The 21,700-nt window shown below is 54.6% G+C and carries 21 protein-coding genes and 1 pseudogene; 9 read left to right on the forward strand and 13 right to left on the reverse strand.

The window, feature by feature from the left end; translation table 11 throughout:
• Positions 1–14 precede the first annotated feature (14 nt).
• From FCH32_RS18340 to dagR, 3 genes are all read right to left on the reverse strand, one after another.
• Positions 15–500: a PTS sugar transporter subunit IIB gene (locus tag FCH32_RS18340; RefSeq protein ID WP_096759033.1), complete on the reverse strand. Its 486-nt coding sequence runs from the start codon at positions 498–500 to the stop codon at positions 15–17.
• A 12-nt stretch (positions 501–512) separates the two neighbouring features.
• On the reverse strand, positions 513–938 hold the full coding sequence (locus FCH32_RS18345) for a PTS sugar transporter subunit IIA (RefSeq protein WP_174361314.1): 426 nt from the start codon (positions 936–938) through the stop codon (positions 513–515).
• A 120-nt stretch (positions 939–1,058) separates the two neighbouring features.
• A complete protein-coding gene (dagR, locus tag FCH32_RS18350) occupies positions 1,059–3,857 on the reverse strand; it encodes a transcriptional regulator DagR (RefSeq protein WP_174361315.1) in 2,799 nt (932 codons plus the stop codon).
• A 252-nt stretch (positions 3,858–4,109) separates the two neighbouring features.
• On the opposite strand from dagR, the gene FCH32_RS18355 reads away from it, so the two are divergent.
• Entirely contained in the window at positions 4,110–4,403 is a 294-nt protein-coding gene (locus tag FCH32_RS18355) for a YicS family protein (protein WP_096759030.1), read from the forward strand.
• Positions 4,404–4,439: 36 nt separating this feature from the next.
• Here FCH32_RS18355 and FCH32_RS18360 read toward each other — a convergent pair whose 3' ends face one another.
• Positions 4,440–5,387, reverse strand: coding sequence for a LacI family DNA-binding transcriptional regulator (locus FCH32_RS18360; RefSeq protein ID WP_137362526.1), 948 nt, complete (start codon positions 5,385–5,387; stop codon positions 4,440–4,442).
• A 292-nt stretch (positions 5,388–5,679) separates the two neighbouring features.
• Between FCH32_RS18360 and FCH32_RS18365 the strand changes: the two genes are divergently transcribed.
• The 5 genes from FCH32_RS18365 to FCH32_RS18385 all read left to right on the forward strand — a co-directional run bounded on the left by FCH32_RS18365 (position 5,680) and on the right by FCH32_RS18385 (position 10,639).
• Entirely contained in the window at positions 5,680–5,994 is a 315-nt protein-coding gene (locus FCH32_RS18365; protein WP_096759495.1) for a PTS sugar transporter subunit IIB, read from the forward strand.
• 12 nt (positions 5,995–6,006) lie between these two features.
• The gene (locus tag FCH32_RS18370; RefSeq protein ID WP_096759028.1) at positions 6,007–7,338 is read left to right on the forward strand and encodes a PTS sugar transporter subunit IIC; all 1,332 of its coding nucleotides are present in this window, start codon (positions 6,007–6,009) and stop codon (positions 7,336–7,338) included.
• 20 nt (positions 7,339–7,358) lie between these two features.
• Positions 7,359–8,741, forward strand: coding sequence for a glycoside hydrolase family 1 protein (locus FCH32_RS18375; protein ID WP_174361316.1), 1,383 nt, complete (start codon positions 7,359–7,361; stop codon positions 8,739–8,741).
• A gap of 12 nt (positions 8,742–8,753) precedes the next feature.
• Positions 8,754–9,056 (forward strand): PTS lactose/cellobiose transporter subunit IIA, encoded by a 303-nt coding sequence (locus FCH32_RS18380; RefSeq protein ID WP_008786514.1) that lies wholly within the window; start codon positions 8,754–8,756, stop codon positions 9,054–9,056.
• Between the two features lie 206 nt (positions 9,057–9,262).
• Positions 9,263–10,639: a carbohydrate porin gene (locus tag FCH32_RS18385; protein WP_137362528.1), complete on the forward strand. Its 1,377-nt coding sequence runs from the start codon at positions 9,263–9,265 to the stop codon at positions 10,637–10,639.
• Between the two features lie 125 nt (positions 10,640–10,764).
• Here the strand turns inward: FCH32_RS18385 and nepI are convergent, their stop codons facing one another.
• The 6 genes from nepI to uhpA form a co-directional block, all read right to left on the reverse strand.
• Complete coding sequence (nepI, locus tag FCH32_RS18390; protein ID WP_115257129.1) at positions 10,765–11,958, reverse strand: purine ribonucleoside efflux pump NepI; 1,194 nt, start codon at positions 11,956–11,958, stop codon at positions 10,765–10,767.
• 130 nt (positions 11,959–12,088) lie between these two features.
• On the reverse strand, positions 12,089–12,541 hold the full coding sequence (locus tag FCH32_RS18395) for a DUF1198 domain-containing protein (protein ID WP_096759021.1): 453 nt from the start codon (positions 12,539–12,541) through the stop codon (positions 12,089–12,091).
• Positions 12,542–12,686: 145 nt separating this feature from the next.
• Positions 12,687–14,078, reverse strand: a complete 1,392-nt coding sequence (gene uhpT, locus FCH32_RS18400; protein WP_174361317.1) for a hexose-6-phosphate:phosphate antiporter — start codon at positions 14,076–14,078, stop codon at positions 12,687–12,689.
• Positions 14,079–14,220: 142 nt separating this feature from the next.
• The gene (uhpC, locus tag FCH32_RS18405; RefSeq protein ID WP_096759019.1) at positions 14,221–15,549 is read right to left on the reverse strand and encodes an MFS transporter; all 1,329 of its coding nucleotides are present in this window, start codon (positions 15,547–15,549) and stop codon (positions 14,221–14,223) included.
• A 9-nt stretch (positions 15,550–15,558) separates the two neighbouring features.
• Positions 15,559–17,070, reverse strand: coding sequence for a signal transduction histidine-protein kinase/phosphatase UhpB (gene uhpB, locus FCH32_RS18410; protein WP_174361318.1), 1,512 nt, complete (start codon positions 17,068–17,070; stop codon positions 15,559–15,561).
• On the reverse strand, positions 17,067–17,660 hold the full coding sequence (uhpA, locus tag FCH32_RS18415; RefSeq protein WP_096759017.1) for a response regulator transcription factor UhpA: 594 nt from the start codon (positions 17,658–17,660) through the stop codon (positions 17,067–17,069). The genes uhpB and uhpA overlap by 4 nt, the downstream gene beginning before the upstream one ends.
• Positions 17,661–17,682: 22 nt before the next feature.
• Here uhpA and FCH32_RS23500 point away from each other — a divergent pair.
• Positions 17,683–17,766 (forward strand): annotated as a pseudogene (locus tag FCH32_RS23500) (hypothetical protein); the annotation flags it as partial.
• A gap of 48 nt (positions 17,767–17,814) precedes the next feature.
• Here the strand turns inward: FCH32_RS23500 and ilvN are convergent.
• The 3 genes from ilvN to ivbL form a co-directional block, all read right to left on the reverse strand.
• Positions 17,815–18,105 carry an acetolactate synthase small subunit gene (gene ilvN, locus FCH32_RS18420; protein ID WP_115257126.1) on the reverse strand — a complete coding sequence of 97 codons (291 nt, stop codon included), beginning with the start codon at positions 18,103–18,105 and terminating at the stop codon, positions 17,815–17,817.
• A 3-nt stretch (positions 18,106–18,108) separates the two neighbouring features.
• Positions 18,109–19,797, reverse strand: a complete 1,689-nt coding sequence (ilvB, locus tag FCH32_RS18425) for an acetolactate synthase large subunit (RefSeq protein WP_096759015.1) — start codon at positions 19,795–19,797, stop codon at positions 18,109–18,111.
• A 105-nt stretch (positions 19,798–19,902) separates the two neighbouring features.
• Positions 19,903–20,001 (reverse strand): ilvB operon leader peptide IvbL, encoded by a 99-nt coding sequence (gene ivbL, locus FCH32_RS18430; RefSeq protein ID WP_096759014.1) that lies wholly within the window; start codon positions 19,999–20,001, stop codon positions 19,903–19,905.
• Positions 20,002–20,524: 523 nt separating this feature from the next.
• Between ivbL and tisB the strand changes: the two genes are divergently transcribed.
• Both tisB and FCH32_RS18440 read left to right on the forward strand, forming a co-directional pair.
• On the forward strand, positions 20,525–20,614 hold the full coding sequence (tisB, locus tag FCH32_RS18435; RefSeq protein ID WP_115257124.1) for a type I toxin-antitoxin system toxin TisB: 90 nt from the start codon (positions 20,525–20,527) through the stop codon (positions 20,612–20,614).
• Positions 20,615–20,706: 92 nt separating this feature from the next.
• On the forward strand, positions 20,707–21,567 hold the full coding sequence (locus tag FCH32_RS18440) for a DMT family transporter (RefSeq protein WP_153880497.1): 861 nt from the start codon (positions 20,707–20,709) through the stop codon (positions 21,565–21,567).
• Positions 21,568–21,700 lie beyond the last annotated feature (133 nt).

The raw sequence follows: 21,700 nt of genomic DNA on the forward strand, positions 1-21,700 counted from the left end.
CCATTATCAAAGAGTTAGAATTTTTTCAGGATATCGTCCAGCGACTGTGGCTTATCTTCCGGGATAGTCTGGAAGAACACCTGAATCCCGCGATTTTTCAGGTCACCCAGAATGCCAACGTCTTTTTCGTCCAGCGTAATGTTCTGGAATACCGCTTTGCGGTTTGGCCCGCCGCCCAGTCCGCCCACCTGAATGGTGGTCACGTCAAAGCCCAACTGAACTGCTTCCTGAATCGCCGTCAGAGAAGGAAACAGCACCAATACCTTGCCGTCACCAAGCTGGTTTTCTTTCCATGCGGCAGCAAAACTCTGGTTACCGTAGCAATCCACTTTGATGTTCGGCGGTGCGGCCATCAGGTAGATATTTTTCATAAACGGATCGGCATCCAGTTCATCACTGACTACCGCAATTCGGTTTGCCTGCGATTGTCCAACCCACTTGGTGACGACCTGCCCATGGATCAGGCGGCTATCGATACGACATAACACGATGTTTGCCATGATGTTTTCTTCCTATTTTGATTGTTGTAATTGGCGAACGTGGGCAACAACGTCCAGACAGCTGCTGCGCCCGGCATCGACCAGATCGGCGACGCAAGTGGTCAGCAGACCGTGATCACGTCTGTCCAGCGCCTCCAGCAGCAGAGACGCGTTCAGCCCGCAAATTACCGCTACCGGGTAATCCGCACTCAGTCGTGCCGCCACGTTAGAGGTTGTGCCGCCAATAAAATCCGTCAGGATAAGTGAGCCTTCCGGCATGGCTTTCACCACGACTTCGACACGTTGATAAAACTCACCGAGCGTATCGACGGGCATCAGCGCGATTTCGGTCACGCCTTTAATTTCACCCGTCACCATGCGCAGGCTGTTGCAAAGCTGTTGCCCCCAGCCGCCATGGGTCAGCAGCAGGATCTGGGGCAAGGATTCAGTGGTAGTCAAAATAGCCTCCTGGCTCGATTACATAGATATAGTTAACCAGAGCAAGGGATGTGCCAGAATTTGTGTCACGCGGAGGGGAAGAAAGGGCTGACGGGACGTAAAGCCCCGCCAGGTAAGGGATCAGCTATATAACAGTTCGTAGATATAAAAATATTCCGCGTCTGATAAACGAATGGCGTAGGCCTCTTCGATCGGCTGGAAAGCGGATTTAATGACACTAAACGCGTGGGCGTCCAGGTCCGGCTTGTTTTCCAGCGCCATCTGTAACGGTTTACGGTTAATCACGATACGCTCAACCATACAACAGCAGTGGATCAGGAAGCGCAGTGTCACCTGACGACTCGGTTTCAGCAAAAGCGAGGTCGTCAGATGGTTTAGCACGCCTTCCATCTCTTTGAGAATGCGCTGAGGATTGAGCACCGAAATATGGTTGATAATGCTCTCCATGGTCAGCGCGCTGATAAAGCGCATGGCGCTGCGTTCCATCTCCAGACGACGTTCGCTGCTGGAGAGATCGGGCGTCAGCAGGCTCAGCACCAGTTCCGGTCCCTGCTCGGAGAACAGCTCTTCCAGCGAAATAAACGGAATATCCGGTAGCCCCGGCTGAAAAGTGCCGACTATCCCCGCCAGTCGCTCGCTGGCGTTTATCGCCTGCTGGACGCGCTCCAGACTGCGCACTTCGTTGTAATCGAGGATCACCATCCGCGTATCCTGCGACATCAGTTCGCCAAAGCTCTCCTCCAGCACCTTTTTGATTTTTTCCGCCGTGCCCATGCCGGTAATACAGGAGATGACCAGCACTTTGCCACCGTTCTCCTGCTGCGGCGTGCAGAGCTGACAGGGGATATCTTTACTCTGCATTAACGCCGCCAGCTGCGTTAAGTCACTGGTTTCATAGCTTAAGTCCAGACCCAATTCCAGCAGACTGGTCAGGGTGATATTCGGCATCAGTAGAACATCTATCTGAAATAACTTGCTGATGGTGCTACCAAAATGAATCAGTGAGCCGATATCCACCATCAGGATTAATCGCCGATATTGCCGGGTCCGAATCATCCGGGTCAGCGCTTCCAGCGTGTCATGCACTGATTGCTCAAACGGCATATCGATAGCGCTGAACAATTCACGCTCCAGCACACGGTTCACGTACTGCGCCTGACTCGTGGCGGTGGTGGCACCGTGGGCAATTAAAACCACGCCGCAGTCCGGGCTAGCGTCAATGCGCTGTCGGTAATGACGACACTCTTTCAGGAACAGACACAGCCAGACAACTTCCGTCGCCGGGCACTGAATATGCAGCAGTTCATTGATTTTTCGACACAACAGCGTGGCGTTGTCGTATTCATCTTTGCAGCGATCGAGGATCAGGCTGGAGGAGTAAAGCTGCGGGATCAGTCCGCGCTGCACATAGCCAATCAGCGCCAGAAGGTGCTTGCGCAGCGGGTTCACCAGGTTTTCCGGCAGCGCAAAATCCAGCACCTGTTCAACACAGCCTATGAGTAACGTCACCCGCTCTTCAATCTGGTCACCATAGCGCGGCGGATGCGCCACGTTATCGCGACTGTAGAGACCGTAATCAAATATCGAGCTGAGCTTATTTTTGAGTATCGCCAGCGTTTCGGCGGGCGGCACGTTGCTGTTACGCAGATTGACGTATTCACGAGTCAGGAAGCTGTAAAAGAGATCGCTGTCTTCAATTTCCGCCCCGGTTGCCAGCGAGTTTTTTAGTGCCGGGAGCGTGCGCGCATCCACGCTCAGACGCTCTGTACCGCCAAACAGCACATCAACCAACTGACGTTGTTCCGGCGTGGCGTTAAACGGCATCTCTGCGAGCCGTTTGTCCAGCTGTAGCGTGTCGCTGCGCTCCGTCATCCCTGATGCCCACGCCTGGGCGCACAGAAACTGAATATCGCTCTTGAGCTGGCCAATATTGCCTTCCAGCGGTTTGTTCAGCAGCCAGAGCAGCAGCGTTTTGTCGATGCTTACCGTGCGTTCAATTTTACGGCTCTCACGCTGTAAGAAACCAACAATTAATTCAACCTGCTCTTCGATTGAACGCTGGCGAATACCGGGCAAATCGATACAGACCTGAATACGCCGCTGAAAGGTGCGTAGCAGCGCCGAACTGACGGGTTCAGTCGTCGCACAGATCAGGCGAACCGAAATTGAGCGCGCCGCAGCGCTCGAACCCAGAGGCCGGTATTCACCCTTATCGAGAATGGAGAACAGCTTTTCCTGCCCTTCATACGGCAGTCGATGGACCTCATCGAGTAACAGATAACCACCGTCAGCCTGTTCAACCAGACCGGGTTTATTCTCGTTTGCTCCGGTAAATGCCCCCTGGCGATGACCAAACAGATGTGAGGAAAGCAGTTCCGGGTTATGCGCGTATTCTGCACAGTTAAAATAAACCAGCGGTGGCGGCATTCCCGTCGCACGTTCGCAGGCAAAGCGATGCATCAGCTCAGCAAAAAAGGTTTTGCCGACGCCAGAGGGACCGGTCAGCATGACATGCAGACCATGAGGATAGAGTACCGCCGCTCGACCTTTTTCCACCGCATCACGCAGGCTGCGATCGTAGCCGATAAGCCCGATAAAGGGATCGTCAGAGACCAGACTCTCCTGATGGGCGATGAGATCGGCGACCGAACGCACTTCGCGTTCGGACTCATCCAGCGTGCGATCCAGCAACATTTCAATTGCCTGACGATGCAGGAAGAACACCGGACGGCCCCGACTTTTAATCGCCAGGCCATCGTTCCATAGCTGATTGAGGTCTTTACTGACAGAATTACGCGCCAGTCCAAGGTTAAAGCCTATAGCCTCCGCGGTGAATGCCGTTTCCTGCGCCAAATTGGCAAGATTAAGCCCACGCGTCAGCCGTTCCAGCTCCCCCAGTATTACCTCAATCCGCCTCATCTCTTTACCGCTTAAGAAATTAATGATTGTTCAGAACATACACTATTCTGCTGCGCAAGAAAGTGAGGGATGGGAAGAATCGGTCTACAACTTACAACTGAAACCGGTTTTCCGACTCATGCAGAACGCTTAGAGAGCCATATGCTGTCTATACTTATCTTTAAATCTGGCATGCCTGATGGCGCTATGCTTATCAGGTATGGAAGAGGATATAAGCCGGATCGGGCAACAATTCACTCTGGAGAATGATAAATGAAACGAACAGCGTTGCTGCTCTTTGCCGTCCTTTTCACGCTGCCGGGTCTGGCGCAGGCCGACTCGGCTTACGGTTCTCTACAGGCAGTTCACGAAAAAAACACCGTATTAAAGGACTTACGCAAAATTTGTACCCCACAAGGGTCGCCGTCGGATGAAGTATGGGAAAAAACCATTATGTCTGATACGCGTAATCAGCAGCATATTCGCGAGGCCATTTTGGCAATACAAAGGAGTAATCAGAATAACTACTGGGATGCGCTGGGCAAAGTGGAATGCCCGGATATCTAGGCGTGAAGCGCATGGCTTCACGCCTGATTAAGACGGTTAACGCTGAGGAATAATGAGGTCGCCACGCAGCACGTATGAACCCAGCACGTTCTGGGTTTTCTCGTTCAGCCAACTGACAATGCGTGCCGCCATCGCATCCATTGAATACTCAATGGCCGGGATAGTTGGAATGCCCGGCAGATGCAGCGACCCGGCCAGGCTAAAGACCATAATGTCTCCCGGCACCGATTTATTAAACGCCTGCAGCTGCGGGATAACCCGCTGGGCCTGCTGTTCGTCCGCCACCAGCAGCGCGTTAAAATTGAGCGTTGACGCGTTATTGAGCAGCTCCTGCAATGCCACGGAGGACGACGTGGCTTCCATAAACACCAGATTGCGGTTAAACGGCAGGAAGTTTTTTTCCAGCGCATGCTTGTAGCCCAGCAGCACCTGATCCGAGAACCCCATACCGTCCGGGTGGATCAGTGCAATCTGGCGTCGGTTCTGGCTTATCAGGTAGTTACAGGCTGTTTCGGTAGCAAACGCGTGATCAAACTGAATGCTGTTGACGTCATCGCCAGAGTCCAGGCAATCCACCAGAATGACATTCTCCTGGCTAATGCTCAGCGGGAACCGCGCGCCAATAATCAATACGTCATCGCACAACCCACAGCTTAATTCATCCAGGGCGTTCATCACTTCCGCTTTGCTATTGGCAAAACGCAGCAGCAGATGCTTTTGATGCTGGCTAAGGTGTTTTTCCAGCGCGTAGAGATAGCCGGTAGTCTGGTTAATGTTATCCTGCGCGCAAATCACCCCAATACAGCCGGTAGACTGACTCAGCAGCGACTGTGCAATCACGTTCGGGCGATAGTTCAGTTCATCCACCGCTTTCAGCACGGCAAGACGGCTGGCCTCTTTGACACCACGTGAACCGCTCAACACGCGTGACACCGTGGCCTTTGACACCCCGGCCAGACGCGATACATCGTTGATAGTAGACATCATTCTCCCCTGACAGGACCCGCCTGGCCCTTTCCTTCCTGTATTTAACACTGGCTTAAATAATCGCCACTCGCAGTATATCTGTTTCCGTTTTTCATGGAAACCGATTTTCCATTTGGACTCAAAAAGAGATCAAATCGCCGAATTTCGTGAGCCAGATTCAAATAATTAGCCTTATAACAATAAGATCTTGATGGCCGTCACAGTTCTGTTTGCGATGAATGGAAACCGGTTTCCGTATGATATCAAATCAGACTCGCAATATGTTTTTACATTTAAAGGATGGTTCACCATGTTCAGGATTATGTTGTGTTGCTCTGCAGGGATGTCCACCAGCATGCTGGTTCGCAAAATGGTTGAAGAAGCGGAAACGCGCGGGTTGCCCGTGAAGATTGATGCATACGGTGTTGCCGAATTTGACACACAGTTTCCAAATTATCAGGTGGTGCTGCTCGGCCCCCAGGTAAAGTACATGCTTACTACGCTCTCAGAAAAGGCTGCCACCCAGGGTGTACCCGTAAAAGCCATAGATATGATGGATTACGGTATGCAACGCGGTGACAAAGTGCTGGATTATGCCCTGTCGCTGATTGAAGCGGCACACTAGAAAGGTATCAATATGAGTTCGTTATATCAGTCAATGGTTGCCGTCATTGAACAATCCATCACCCCGCTCGCCGGAAAACTGGGGCAGCAAAAGTATGTGATTGCGATTCGTGACGGTTTTACGGCGGCGCTGCCGTTTATGATCATCGGCTCGTTCATGCTGGTGTTTATTTTCCCTCCGTTCTCTGCCGAAACCACCAACAGCTTTGCCCGTGGCTGGCTCGACTTTTCTGCCACCTACCGTGAACAGTTAATGCTGCCGTTCAACCTCAGCATGGGTGTTATGACGTTCTTCATCTCCGTTGGCATTGGCGCCAGCCTTGGCCGTCAGTTTAATCTCGACCCAATTATGTCCGGGCTGCTGGCTTTTATGGCGTTTCTGCTGGTAGCAGCGCCTTATGCCGACGGAAAAATCTCGACCCAGTATCTTTCCGGTCAGGGAATTTTTACCGCCCTGATTACCGCCATTTATTCCACTCGCGTGTATGCCTGGCTGAAGCAGAATAACGTGACAATCCGCCTGCCGAAAGAAGTGCCGACCGGCGTCGCGCGTTCATTTGAGATCCTGATTCCGGTGCTGGTGGTAATTGCCACCCTGCATCCGCTGAACCTGTTTATCGAAGCACAAACCGGGATGATCATTCCGCAGGCGATTATGCACCTGTTGGAACCGCTGGTTTCCGCCTCTGATTCGCTGCCGGCGATTCTGCTTTCCGTCCTGCTGTGCCAGATTTTCTGGTTTGCGGGAATCCACGGCGCACTGATTGTCACCGGCATCATGAACCCATTCTGGATGGCAAACCTGTCCGCTAACCAGGCGGCACTGGCGGCAGGTGCGGCGCTGCCGCACGTTTATCTGCAAGGCTTCTGGGATCACTACCTGTTGATTGGCGGCGTGGGCTCAACCTTACCGCTGGCGTTCCTGCTACTGCGCAGCCGCGTCGCCCACCTGCGCACCATCGGCAAAATGGGAATTGTGCCTAGTTTCTTTAATATTAATGAGCCTATTCTGTTTGGTGCGCCGATCATCATGAACCCGATGCTGTTCATCCCGTTCGTCTGCGTTCCAATGATCAACGCCGTACTGGCCTATAGCGCTACCAAGCTCGGCTGGATAGCCCAGGTCGTGTCGTTAACCCCGTGGACCACGCCAGCGCCAATTGGGGCATCCTGGGCTGCGAACTGGGCATTAAGTCCGGTGGTGATGTGCTTTATCTGCATGGCAATGTCGGCGCTGATGTACCTGCCTTTCCTGCGTGCGTACGAACGTTCTTTGATGAAATCCGAAGAGCAAAAAGCCCAGGATGCCGTCTCCGTGGCGAACGCTGCCCGTAGCAACTCATAATGAATCAAGGAGTCAGAACAATGAGATACCGTTTTCCTGAAAACTTCTGGTGGGGCAGTGCCTGCTCAGCGCTGCAAACCGAAGGGGATAGCCTGAACGGCGGTAAAAGCCAGACCACATGGGACGTGTGGTTCGACCGTCAGCCAGGTCGTTTCCATCAGGGGGTTGGCCCGGCAGACACCTCCGGTTTTTATCAACACTGGAAACAGGACATCGCACTGCTGAAACAGCTACAGCACAACAGCTTTCGTACATCCTTGAGCTGGTCGCGCCTGATCCCGGACGGCACCGGCGAGGTCAATCCCGAAGCGGTCGATTTCTATAACAACGTCATCGACGAGCTGCTGGCGCAGGGTATCACGCCCTTTATCACCCTGTTTCACTTCGATATGCCAATGGTCATGCAGGAGAAAGGCGGCTGGGAAAATCGTGAAGTTGTGGAAGCCTTTGGCCGCTACGCCCAGACGTGTTTTACCTTGTTCGGCAATCGGGTGAAGCACTGGTTCACCTTCAACGAACCGATTGTCCCGGTAGAAGGCGGCTATCTGTATGACTTCCACTACCCGAACGTGGTGGATTTCAAACGTGCGGCAACCGTAGCTTACCACACCGTACTGGCGCATTCGACGGCGGTCCGTGCGTATCGCGCTGGCAACTATGACGGTGAAATCGGCGTGGTGCTGAATTTAACGCCGTCTTATCCGCGCTCGCAAAATCCGGCGGATGTGAAAGCCGCGCACCATGCGGATCTACTGTTTAACCGCAGCTTCCTCGATCCGGTATTAAAAGGCGAATATCCGGCGGACCTGGTGGAACTGTTAAAACAGTACGATCAACTACCGGCCTGCCAGCCCGGCGACAGCCAGCTCATCGCCGAGGGTAAAATCGACCTGTTGGGCATTAACTACTACCAACCGCGCCGGGTGAAATGCCGCGATAACGCCGTCAATCCTGACGCGCCGTTTATGCCAGAGTCGCTGTTTGATTATTACGAAATGCCGGGACGTAAAATGAATCCGTACCGTGGCTGGGAAATCTATGAGCCGGGCATTTACGATATTATTACGAATCTGCGTGATAATTATGGCAACCCGCGCTGTTTTATTTCTGAAAACGGCATGGGTGTAGAAAACGAGCAGCGTTTTATTCAGGACGATCAGATTAACGACAATTACCGTATTGAGTTTGTCTCGGAACATCTTAAATGGCTGCATAAAGGCATTAACGAGGGTTGTCATTGCCTTGGTTACCATATGTGGACCTTTATTGATAATTGGTCATGGCTTAACGGATATAAAAACCGCTACGGTTTTGTCCAGTTAGATTTAGCCACGCAAAAACGTACAGTGAAAAAGAGCGGCGAGTGGTTTGCGAAAACTGCCGCCAATAATGGATTCGATTAAAAAGAGAGCATCATGATTGCATTAGAAGAAGCAGTAATGGAAATCATCGTCAATGCCGGGCAGTCACGCAGCCTGTGCTTCGAAGCGCTGCACGCCGCGCGCGCCGGGAACATTGACGAAGCGAAAAGCCTGCTTCGTGAGGCTGACGGCTATGCCCGTCAGGCTCACCACATGCAAACCAAATTGATCGAACAGGACGCCGGGGAAGCCCGGCAACCAATGACATTAATTATGGTGCATGCGCAGGACCACTTAATGACGTCGCTATTAGCCCGCGAACTGTCAGAAGAAATCATTCATCTGTATCAACGTTAGTTTCTAAATAACACTTTCTGAACGGAGTATTTATTACGACTAAATAAATTATTTCTGTACCTATTAAAAAACAAACAAATCAACTTGTTTTGGTGATAGCAAATTCAACCGAGACGGGATGGTTATTATCTTAAAATAAATGAATACACACGCTTATTCAGAATGCCAATGGCAACCTGAAGGGTTAAGTGTCAAATGAGATAACCATGAACATAAAAAAACTTCCATTAGCCATGGCGGTCGTGGCCGCGCTGTGCCCAATTTCTGTGCTCGCACAGGAATTTACGCAGGAACAAATCGACGCCATCGTCGCCAAAGCCGTCGATAAAGCGCTGGCGGAACGCCAGGCGAAAATGGACGCTGCCGTGGCGAAGAAAACCGATGTGATTAACGAACCGCAAAGCGCGGCGCAGTCGCCGGATATGGCGATACCGTTCGGCGTGAAGTTCAGCGGCTACGCCCGTTACGGCGCGCACTTCCAGAGTGGCGATCAGAAATACGTTGGCGTTGACGGGTCCTATAACGGTGCATCCGCGATTGGTCGTCTGGGTAACGAAGGCAACGGTGGCGAATTCCAGCTCTCCAAAGCGTTCAAAAGCGACAACGGCGCAATCTGGGATATCAACGTGATGATTGACCACTGGGGCGACGAAGTTAACCTCAAAAAAGCCTACGCGGGCGTGACCAACGTGCTGGAGTCCAATCCGAACGCCTACATCTGGGCCGGTCGTGACTTCCATCAGCGTCCACAACAGGGTATCAACGACTACTTCTGGATGAACCACGACGGCCAGGGCGCCGGGGTGAAGAACTTCGACATTGGCGGCGTACAGTTTGATGTTGCCACCGTCGCCGCCGTCGAATCGTGTAGCCCGGAAGTCATGGAAGACGAAGCTAACCCTTCACGCATTACCTGTACCGGCGGCTCCGGCACCGGCGATAAGGGTAATTACGCGGTGACGTCAAAAATCCACAATATGAAGCTCGGCCCGCTGGACCTGGAGATCTACGCCAACTATGGCTTTGACTCCAAGGCCGTCGAGAGCGATGACCGTCTGAAAGCCTGGCAGGGCGCTTTTGTGCTGAGCCACACCAACGACAGCGGCGTGAACAAGGTGATCGCCCGTTATTCGGATAACTCAGACAACAGCGTCTACAACAAAACCGACGACCTGACCACGGTTTACGCCAGCTTCGAGGGGAGCCATAAGTTTACCCGCCAGGCGCAGGTGGAATACCTGCTGGCGTTCCATGACTACGACAACAGCGCAGATAAAAGTGATAACCGTAAGAACTACGGCGCAATTGTACGCCCGATGTACTTCTGGAACGACGTTCACTCCACCTGGCTGGAAGCGGGCTATCAGCGCGTAGATTACGACAACGGCGGGGATAACAGCGGCTGGAAGCTGACGCTGTCGCAGAACATGTCGATCGCCATGGGACCCGAATTCCGCCCCATGCTGCGCTTCTACGTGACAGGCGGCAAAGTGGACAACGACCGCACCGCGCGCGTCAACGGCACGAAAGACGAAACCCTGGACGACTTCAACCTCGGCGCGATGTGGGAAGCGTGGTTCTGATAAGGAATCATGCATTATCGTCGTTACGTAGGCCCGGTAAGCACCGCGCCACCGGGCACGATGCCGGAGGGCGGCGTTAACGCCTTATCCGGCCTACGTAGACGGTCCCGCAATGAATATTGGGATCATTGCATACCCTTTATGCGCACTTTCGCTGCCACCACTAGCGCCGTCAGCAGCATCAGGCTGCCGGAGAGCATCAGGGGCGACAGCAGTCCGAGGTTATCAAGCGCATAGCCTCCCACCGCAGCCCCACAGGTATTGGCAAGCTGGATCACGGCGACCTGGACGGATCCGGCTTTTTCTGCCTGATCGGCCAGCGAGCGGGTGATCCACGTCGACCATCCCACCGGCACCAGCGCAAACGCCAGCCCCCAAACAATCGCAATACCCGCGGCGACCACTTTGTCACTGCCCCAAAAAATCAGGATCAGCGCGCTGATCGCCAGCACCAGCGGTGCACCGGCTAATGCCAGTTTCACCGAGCGCTTCAAAATCATCGACGAGAGCGACGTACCCACAAAACTGGCAATACCAAAGCTCAGCAGCACCAGCGTCAGGCCATCCACATCAAATCCCGCCAGATTCATATACACCGGGCGAATATAGGTAAAGAAGGCAAACTGTCCGGCAAAGGACATAAAGATGGCGATCATGCCGGCCATCACGCCCGGACGCTGGAGCAGGCTGAACATATTTTGTTTCTGGTGCGACGGCTCACCGGGCAGCGAAGGCAGCGATCTCACCACCCAAATGGTGCACAGCACTCCCATTACCGCCGCAGCATTAAACACGTTACGCCAGCCGATAATACCGCCTAAAAAACTCCCCAACGGTGCAGCAATCACCAGAGCAATAGAGACCGCGCCGAAGATAACCGACAGCGCCTTCGGCACCGTACGCGCGGGAACCAGACGCATAGTCAGCGACGCCGACATCGCCCAGAATCCGCCCAGCGCCAGCCCCAAACAGGCACGGCCCACCAGTAGCAGCGCAAAAGAGTTGGCGAACGAGACCAGCAGGCAGGAGAGCGTCAGCAGCACTGAGAACAGGATCACCACATAGCGACGATCTGTCGCCTGAATGATTTGCGTGACAAACAAGCTGGCAAACATGGCGACAAAGGCCGTCACGGTGACCGACTGCCCGGCAACACCTTCTGAAATGCCCAGATCCTGCGCCATCGGCGTCAGCAAACTGACCGGCAAGAACTCAACGGTTATCAGGCAGGCAACACAGAACGCGACGGCAAATACCGCCGACCAGTTAGGTCGGGCATTCACCTCTGCGCGGGATTTTTGTTCAATAACGTCACTCAATTTTGTAACCTGCGTAGGATTATTGTAGAAAAGTTACGCAGTGTAACATTAAAAATGTGACGAATTTAACGTTTTAACAACTTTCACCGCCGGACGGCGATGCCAAATAGCCATCATCACAAATCTGATATCAGTGTAGCCAGTGCACACCATCTTCAGGCAGGAAAAAGGCGTTGTAGCGCATTTGAAATGCATTTATCTCCTGCAGGTCTGGCTCCATTTCACGCAAAAAACCGAGCGCCAGACGCACCTGGGCGTCGGTAATTGGCGCGGCCAACCGGGCTTTTTGCAGTAAACGATGCCACTGCAGCAGATTCTGCTCACTACCGTCGACAATGACGACTTGCCAGATCAACAGCACCTGTGCGGCATTTTGCAGATGCGATTCGTCAGGTCGGTGGAGGTACTGTAAAAACGCCTCACCCTGCACTTTTCCCATCTGATCGGTCATCGATTCTACCGCCATCACATCAATACCCAGACGCTCGCTCAACCGGCGAACCGCACGCCGCGCCCCGGACGTCAGCACCCGAAAACCGACAATAAAAACAACCACCAACGTGGCCAGCATTATCCAAATCATGCGCACATCCCTTACCCGACAGGACGCCCATCATAGCGGCAATTTCATCTCTGTCGACGGCCGAACGTGTCAACGCTATTCCGGACGGCGCATAAGGCATAAAAAAGCCCGCCATAAAGGCGGGCAAAACGTTACCACTACACACTTAAGCGATGTTTAACTGCTGAATTTTTTTCTCGCGACGGATTTTACGTTCTTCGAAGACGGCCACGATAGCCATCAGGCAGATACAAGCGATAGCGGCGGTGTCCAACGCGGCGAAGGTGCCCGCCCAGCCGGTCAGGCCGAAGACTGGCGTCCCATCGGCAATCATCCCCAGACCCAGCTTAGCGAAGCTGTCACCGATCAGATACGCGAATGTGCCTTTAATCCCATCGGCCGCGCCGATCGCTTTTTTCGGCACAAAACCGACTGCCGCCACGCCGATCAACAGCTGCGGACCAAACACCAGGAAGCCGAGGGCAAACAGGGAAGCCAGGTAAACGTACTGGTTGCTGGCGTGCTGATAAACACCGAGCGTGGCGATAATTAATGCCAGCGCGACACAGGCTACCAGTGCGCGACGACCGTTCGCCAGATCCGACAGCCAGCCCCACAGCAGCGTGCCGACCAGCGCGCCCACTTCAAACAGGGTGAACCCCTGAATTGCCACCTCTTTAGAGAGTTTCAGCTCCTGGAAGGCATACACGGTAGACCACTGGTCGATACCGATACGCACCACGTACAGGAAGATGTTGGAGAAGCACAGCAGCCAGATCACTTTGTTTTTCAGCACGTACTCAACAAAGATCTGCCATTTGGTCATTTCGTTTTCTTCGGTCTCTTTGTCCTCTTCGCTGATCTCTTCGCCAAACAGTTCTTCTGCTTTACCGAGACCATAAGATTCCGGAGAGTCGCTACCAAAGCGCAGGCCGATAAAGCCCACGATCAGCGCGATAATCGACGGGAAGATAAACATCCCAATGACGTGGCCGTCGAACAGCACGTTAGCACCGAACAGCGCCACGCCTGCCGCACCCGCACCGCCGAGGTTATGGGAGATGTTCCACATACCGAGGTAGGAACCACGTTTACGGCGCGGCGTCCATTTGGTGATGGTCGAATAGCTGCACGAGCCGCCGGTACTCTGGAAGAAACCGCTCAGCGCGTAGAAGGCGATCATCAGGTACAAGCTGGTTGTGCCCGGCCCCATGCTGGCGCTAAAGCCGAGTATACAGATGGCCGAGAGGATCAACATCAGCGGCAGGAACTGCTTAGTGTTTTTGCCGTCAGCGTAGTAGGAGACCAGCGTTTTACCCACGCCATAGGTGATGGAGAAGCCCAGACCAATCATCCCCAGCTGCGTCATGCTCAGCCCGTAGGTGGTGATCATGTCGTTCTGCGCGATGTTGAAGTTTTTGCGGATCAGGTACATGGTCAGGTAGCCGATGAAAACCACCAGGTAAGACTGCATGAACGGCTTGAACCACATTTTGCGCCGCACATCGAGCGGCAAATCCAGGGTCGGCTTGCGCACCTGGTTTAGAAAGGCCAGCATAGGACACTCCCGAGCTAATTTTTATACCTGCGAATAGCAGGCATTGTAAAAATCAGTCGGCAGAGACGCCTGAGACAGCGTCCAGGCGGAACCGGGAAAATTTCTTAGTTTTGCCCCACTCAGGGCAAAAAGGTGAGGTGCATCACGCTTCGCTGACGTTGCGCGGCGCCTGAGCGTTTAAAAACGGCAGCAACAATAGTGCGGAAATACCCGCAGCAATGGCGATCACCACGAAGAACCCGGTCCAGTGCCAGACTTCCATCACCTTTGCCAGCGGCCAGCCGGAGAGCGATGCGCCGAGATAAGCGAACAGCCCAACAAACCCGGTTGCCGCGCCCGCCGCCTCTTTGTGCGAGCACTCCGCCGCCGCCATGCCGATCAACATCTGCGGGCCAAAGACAAAGAATCCGGTGGTGAAGAAGCACGCCGCCTGCATCACATAGCTGGCAAACGGCATCAGCCATAGTGAGCCGACTGAGAGCAAAATCCCGGCGGCAAAAATCAGGTTCATCGGCCCCCGATTGCCGTTAAACAGTTTGTCCGATCCCCAACCCGCCACCAGTGCGCCAATGAACCCACCGAGTTCGAACATGGTGACCGCCGTATTAGCGGTGACCAAATCAACGCCCAGCGTCTCCGACATGTACAGATTGCCCCAGTCGTTGATCGCCGCACGCACCACGTACACCAGCACATAGCACAGCGACAGCAGCCAAATATACGGGTTCAGCAGCACGTATTTAGTGAGGATCTCTTTACGGGTCAGCCCTGCCCCTTCCTGCTGTTGGGCGATTTCCAGCTCGTCGTGCCGCCAGTCGCCAACCGGCGGTAAGCCGATGGCCTGCGGGCGGTCACGCAGTCGCCAGCAGAGGAAAATGCCAACCACAATCGCCATCGTCCCGGCAATCATCATCCCGGCCCGCCAGCCGTAGTGCAGCGCGGCGGCGGCCATCACCATCGGAATTAACGCCCCACCAACATTATGCGCGGTGTTCCACAGCGCCCACCAGCCGCCGCGTTCAGTACGCGAGTACCAGGCCGTCAACAGACGGGCGCACACCGGCGACCCCCAGCCCTGGAAGAAGGCATTCAGCGCCCACAGTACGGCAAACGCCCACAGCGAAGTGGAAAAGCCAAACAGGATGTTTACCACCCCGGTGGCAATCAGCCCGATGCCCATAAAATAGCGGGCGTTGGAGCGGTCGCTGACGATACCGGAGACAAACTTCGACAAGCCATAGGTGATGTAAAACAGCGTTGCCAGCAGGCCAATATCGTTGCGGGTGAGTACGCCGCTGGCAAGGATATCGGGCACCGCGGCGTTGAAGCTTTTACGCGTGAAATAAAACAGCGCATAGCCAAGCCAGATGGTCAGCAGGATATGACGCCGCCAGTAGCGGTAACGGGCGTCGACCTCGTGTTTATCAGTGATAAGCGGCGCATTCGCCGGGGCTTTAAAAAACGTCAGCATCAATGCTCCTTACACGTAGCGCTGAGGCAACGACACGCTGACGCGCGTGCCATGCGTGCAGGAAATCGAGAGCGATCCGCCAAGGGCCGTAATGCGCTCACGCATGCCGGTCAGGCCAAATCCTTGTTGATTCGAGCCCGGCGGCAGACCGCAGCCGTCATCTTCAATCACCAACATTAACCGCTCGTCCTGTTGCCAGGCCTGAAGCGTCACCGCGCTGGCGTTGGCGTGTTTCACAATGTTGTTCAGCCCTTCCTGACAGACGCGAAACAGCGTCACCCGCTGGCTTTCACTGAGTGCCGACTCGTCGATGTGCCAGTCGAGATGGCTGACGATGCCGCGGCTTTCCAGTTCCATTTCGCGCAGCAGCGAGCGAATAGCCTGTTCCAGCGTCAGATCGTCGAGCTGGCGTGGGCGTAACCGCCCAAGCAGGCGACGCACCGAATCGTAGACGCCCAACGAAAGCTGCTCGATATGCGCCCCGCTTTGCTTCACGCCCGCATTCTCCGGGGCCAGCCGCTGGACAATGCCCGCCTGGGTGCGAATGGCGGTGATGGTTTGGCCGATATCGTCATGCAGTTCGCGCGCCACATCGCGGCGCACGCTCTCTTCGGTTTCCAGCAAGCGTTCTGCCAGCCGATGATTACGCGCCAGCTCGTTTTGCAGCGACTGGTTGAGTTCTCGCAGACGCTGAATCCCCGCACCGAGCAGCAGCCCGGTCAGGCTTTGCGCCAGCAGCGAGAGCAGTAAATCAACGGGATGATCGTGCCAGGTCTGGCTGGCAATCAGCGCGATGGCGTTCATCAGCGTGGCAATTAGCGCGCCCTGCCAGCCGTAATGCCAGGCCAGTGCGATGATCGGCAGCGCCAGGCAAAACGGTGTAAAGCGCGAAAGCTCGTCCGGCAAGCCCAACTGCAGCCACAGGCTGACGCTGAACAGCAGCAGGTACCACACCAGGTGCCGCCCACGCCAGTTCACCGGCTGGGAGACCACCGCCGGCCCGAGCGGTAGCCAGGTAGTGCTGGTCAGGTAGTGCCAGAACACCAGACAGATAGGGGCCAGCGTCAGTCCACCGGTCAGGGTCAGCAGCAGCGCAGTCCACGCGACTTCTCCCTGCCCCAGCCACGGCAGCGACTGTAACAGCGCCGCGGCAATCAGCGCCGCCCCCTGCAACAACAAGGCACGCCAGTCGCGCTGATGGCGATAGCGCCAGATCAACGTCACAGGCAGCAGCGTCAGCAGCGTCAGCAGGCTACCGGTCATCAACAGGGGGAAGTGCGCCAGCGCCACTTCCTGCGCCAGCCAGAAAATCAGCAGCCATTCCGCGCCCAGCAGCACCGGCCAGTAGCCACGTGGACATTGCAGCATCAACCCCAGCCGCAGGCCAAACGGGAACAGCAGTACCGCCAGCTCCGGGCGTTCCACCAGATGCAAGCTAATGCTCCACAGGCAGAACCAGGCGGCGGAGAAGATAAAGAAGCAGGCGACAACGGTGATTAAGCGAGAGAAAAAGGTGTTCATTGCCAGCCGTCAAACATCCGTCGAGCCAGCTCAACGTCGTTACTGACGTTCAGTTTTTCCATCAGATTAGCGCGGTGCACATGCACCGTTTTTGGCGACAGGCCCAACTCGGCGGCAATCTCTTTCACCGCCATGCCCTGCGCCAGTTTTTCCGCCACCTGACGCTCGCGCTTGGTCAACGGATCCTGACGCCCTGCCGCCAGTTTGACAGCGATATCCGGCGTGAGATAGCAGCCGCCGGTCGCTACAGTGTGTACTGCTGCAATCAGCTCATCGGGGCTACAGCGTTTGGAGAGGAAGCCGCGCGCCCCGGCGTTTAGCGCCTGCTCCACCAGCGCCGGGCTGTCGTGCACGGAGAGCATAATCGTCGCCATCCCTTTGGGGAGCTGGCTTAACAGCTCCAGCCCGGAGATATCCGGCATCGAAATATCGCAAATGCACACCTGCACGCCGCGGCCAGGCAATCCCGCCAACGCCTCAGCGCCTGAACCAAACTCAGCCACAACCTGCAAATCGGGTTCAAGCCCCAGCAGCTGCGCAAAGCCGGAGCGGACGATAAGGTGATCGTCTATCAGTGCAATGGTTGTCATGAATGTTGTCCTGGCGTGTGGGATGCCTGATGACGCTACGCTTATCAGGCCTACGGGCGGGAGCCGTGGTAGGCCGGATAAGGCGTTTACGCCGCCCTCCGGCAAAGGCGCTTACCTTAACGATATACACTTCATCGTTCAAGCCTTGAACGGATTACTCGAAGAACACGCTTATCTTGTTAAACATCGACGGGTCGGACTGGTTGCGCGCGACTTTCACCACATCTTCCAGTTTATCAATCTGGCTGATCATCTGTTCCAGACGTTGGTCATCATTGACCAGTAGCCAGATGCGGCTCTGGTCGCTGTCCTGAATAGGTAGACAGAGAATGCCTTCCACGTTAAACGCGCGACGGGCGAACAGGCCACAAACGTGAGTCATTACGCCGGGGTGGTTACGCACGGTGAGTTCAAGTATTACGTTGTCATGAGTCTGCTGTTGCATAGCTTATTCCCCCACCATCTCTGTATTTGCCGCGCCCGGCGGCACCATCGGATACACTTTTTCTTCCGCATCGATACGCACGTGGATCAGCGCCGGTCCCGGACGATCGATAATCGCCTGCAATGCCGCCTGCGGGTCGGCTTCGTGGTTTAAATCGCAAGTTTCGAGACCGAAACCGGCGGCAATCTGCATAAAGTTAATCATCCCCGGATAGGTGGCAGCAAACACGCCCTGTTTGTAGAACAGGCTTTGTTGCTGATACACCAGCCCCAGCGCTTCGTTATTCATCAGGATGATTTTAATATCCAACTGATTCTCACTGGCGGTGGCCATTTCCTGAATATTCATCATCAGGCTGCCGTCGCCGGAGAAGCACAGCACTTTTTTATCCGGGTTCGCCAGCGCCGCGCCAATTGCCGCAGGCAGGCCAAACCCCATGGTGCCAAGGCCGCCGGAAGTCAGCCACTGGCGCGGACGGTTCAGCGGGTAAGCCTGCGCCGCCCACATCTGATGCTGACCGACGTCGGTGGTGATGATCGCGCTGTCGTCCACACAGGCAGCAACCGCGTTAATCAGCCCATAATGGCTGAGCGGATTTTTTTCCTGTGGGATGGTGCACGGAAATTCTTGCTGCAGGTCGGACACCTGCTGATGCCAGGCTTCACGCGGTTGCGCTTCAATCAGCGGGATTAACTGTGCCAGCACCTCATCTACATCCGCCTGAATCGCCACATGCGCCTGTTTGATTTTACCCAGCTCCGCGCGGTCGATATCCACGTGGATGATTTTTGCATTCGGGCAGAACTGCTCAGTTTTACCGATCGCCCGGTCATCAAAACGGGCTCCCAGAACGATCAATAAATCCGCTTCTTGCAGAATAAAGTTGGTGCTGCGCGCGCCGTGCATCCCCAGCATACCTAACGACAGTGGATGCGCTTTTGGCAGCATGCCGAGCGCCATTAAGGTCATGGTGGTGGGCAACGTCGCTTTTTCTGCCAGTTCACGCACCCGCTCAGGGGCGTTAATGACTCCGCCGCCAAGATACAGCACCGGGCGTTTGGCCGCGTTAATCATCGCAGCGGCATCGCGGATGCTCTCCGTGCTAAAGGCTGGCGCGGGTGCTTTTTCAGCCGGTGCAGGCAACGATTCAATCTCAAACACGGCGGTTTGGATATCTTTAGGAATGTCTATCCACACCGGGCCCGGACGGCCTGACTGCGCAATGCGGAAGGCATCGCTCATAACCTGGGGTAATTCATTGATATGGCGGACCAGATAGTTGTGCTTGGTGATGGGAATCGCAATGCCGTAGGTGTCGACTTCCTGGAAGGCGTCGGTGCCAATCATCGAGGCCGGAACCTGGCCGGTGATACACACCAGCGGGATGGAATCCAGTCGCGCATCGGCAATAGCCGTCACCAGATTGGTGGCCCCCGGCCCGCTACAGGCCATACACACGGCAGGTTTGCCATCGGTTCGCGCCATGCCCTGGGCGATAAACCCCGCGCCCTGTTCGTGACGCGCCAGGATATGACGGATTTGCGTACTTTGGCTTAAAGCGTCGTAGACGGGGAGAATCGAGCCGCCCGGAATACCGGTGACCACCGTAATGCCCTGGCGCTCCAGGAAATGAACGATGAATTCTGCGCCCGTAAAGCGCGTACGCTTGGATGTTATGCCCGAACTTGCCATGCTCCAGTCCTTTTATTCTGGGCCTGCGTATCCGGGTGGGTCTCTTAAACGAAAAACCCCGCCCGGTTTGCGCCGGCGGGGTTTTGGAATCGTGTGTTCCGGACCCTACGGCGCATTGCCGACGACCACCACCACACGCACGACGACCACTGCGCGAGATGGCGCAGTTTTTAGTAGGGTCGCTGTCAGCATGGAAGGGTTCATTAGGGGCCTTGTCTGTTTGTTGGTTAACAGGATTTATACAAACACAGGTTTTTCAGCGTGACAATGGAAAAATTTTCATCTGCGTAAAAATGCGTCAACGATCACGTTTCATTGTATGTTGTGCAAAAACAAAAAACCCCGCCGGAGCGAGGTTTTCATCAGCGTTGTGCGGTTGGTTTCCGCTGGACACACTGTGTTATGTCAACGCAAAAAGTATACGCGTTCTGCGAAGAACACGCAATTTCGGCACGAATTTTGACGTTTTTTAGTATGATTCAGTCATAGCATTACGTCCATAAAATACTGTTCATTTATACAGTATTTATCTATAATGTCACCGTACGCAATGTGTTATGCGGGGGCCGCAGAGTAAACCGGCGCAAAAAAGTCCTGGCTGAAACGGGTGGTGCCGTCAGCGCCTTAACCCCCGTGTGAGCACACTGTGTTATGTCAACAAAGGTGCTGGCAACAGGCAGCGGCGAGGTACGCCAGCACCGTGCTCCTTGTACCAAAAGGAGAGCGTATGAGCCTCGTGGATATCACCATTCTTATCCTGAAACTCATTGTTGCTGCACTGCAACTACTTGATGCTGTTCTGAAGTACATTAAATAACTCAGATTCAAGTCGCACTAAAGGGGAGTGGGTAACCACTCCCCTTTCACCGTTACCCAGGTGCGCGTAGCTCGACAATATGTTACGTTTTTATGACGCTATCAGGGACGAATACCGCTATGACGCTTTCTGTTTTCTGCATTTTGCTGTTCGCCGCACTGCTCCATGCCAGCTGGAATGCTATCGTAAAAGCAGGAAACGACAAGTTGTACTCCGCCATTAGCGTCAGCGGATCGGCTGCAGTCATGGCCTTGATTTTACTGCCTTTTGCACCTCATCCCTCAGCAGCTAGCCTGCCGTACTTAGCGGTCTCAACCGCGTTACAGGTGGTGTATACCGTGCTGGTCGCCAAGACCTATCAGGTCTCGGACATGAGCCAGACCTATCCCTTAATGCGCGGTACTGCCCCGCTGCTGGTCGCGATCATCAGCGTTCTGTTTCTCGGCGATAGTCTGTCAATGCTCGCCTGGGTGGGTATCGCCACCATCTGTATGGCAATCCTCGGCATGGCGTTTAACGGGCGCAGCAGCTCACAGCAGGGAATTGTTTTGGCGTTAATTAACGCCTGCTTTATTGCTGGCTATACGCTGGTGGATGGCACCGGGGTACGACTCTCAGAGACCGCGTTGGGCTATACGCTGTGGACCTTCTTTCTCAACGGATCTTGTCTGCTCACCTGGGCGATGATCGCCCGACGCCGGGAGGCATCACGCTATCTGGCGCAGCAATGGAAGAAAGGCATTTTGGGCGGTATCGGCACCATGGGATCTTACGGTCTGGCACTGTGGGCAATGACACAGGCCCCGCTGGCAGTGGTCGCCGCGTTACGGGAAACGTCAATCCTGTTTGGTGCCCTGCTCGCCTGGCTGATACTGAAAGAAAAAGTCGCCGGTATACGCATTTTTGCTGCTGCCGGGATTGCCGCCGGGGCGATTTTGCTCCGTTTGTCGTGATCGCGCCTTCTCCATCCTCCAGAATAGTCGGATGCATTCCGGCAACATTTATTGCCGCTATTTGTTTACATTTCCTGCCGCTTCCCTTACCGCCTTTGTAGTGATCAATATGGCCTTCTTTTTTTAATGTGGT

This window comes from Citrobacter gillenii (assembly GCF_013337685.1).
Classification (GTDB): domain Bacteria; phylum Pseudomonadota; class Gammaproteobacteria; order Enterobacterales; family Enterobacteriaceae; genus Citrobacter; species Citrobacter gillenii.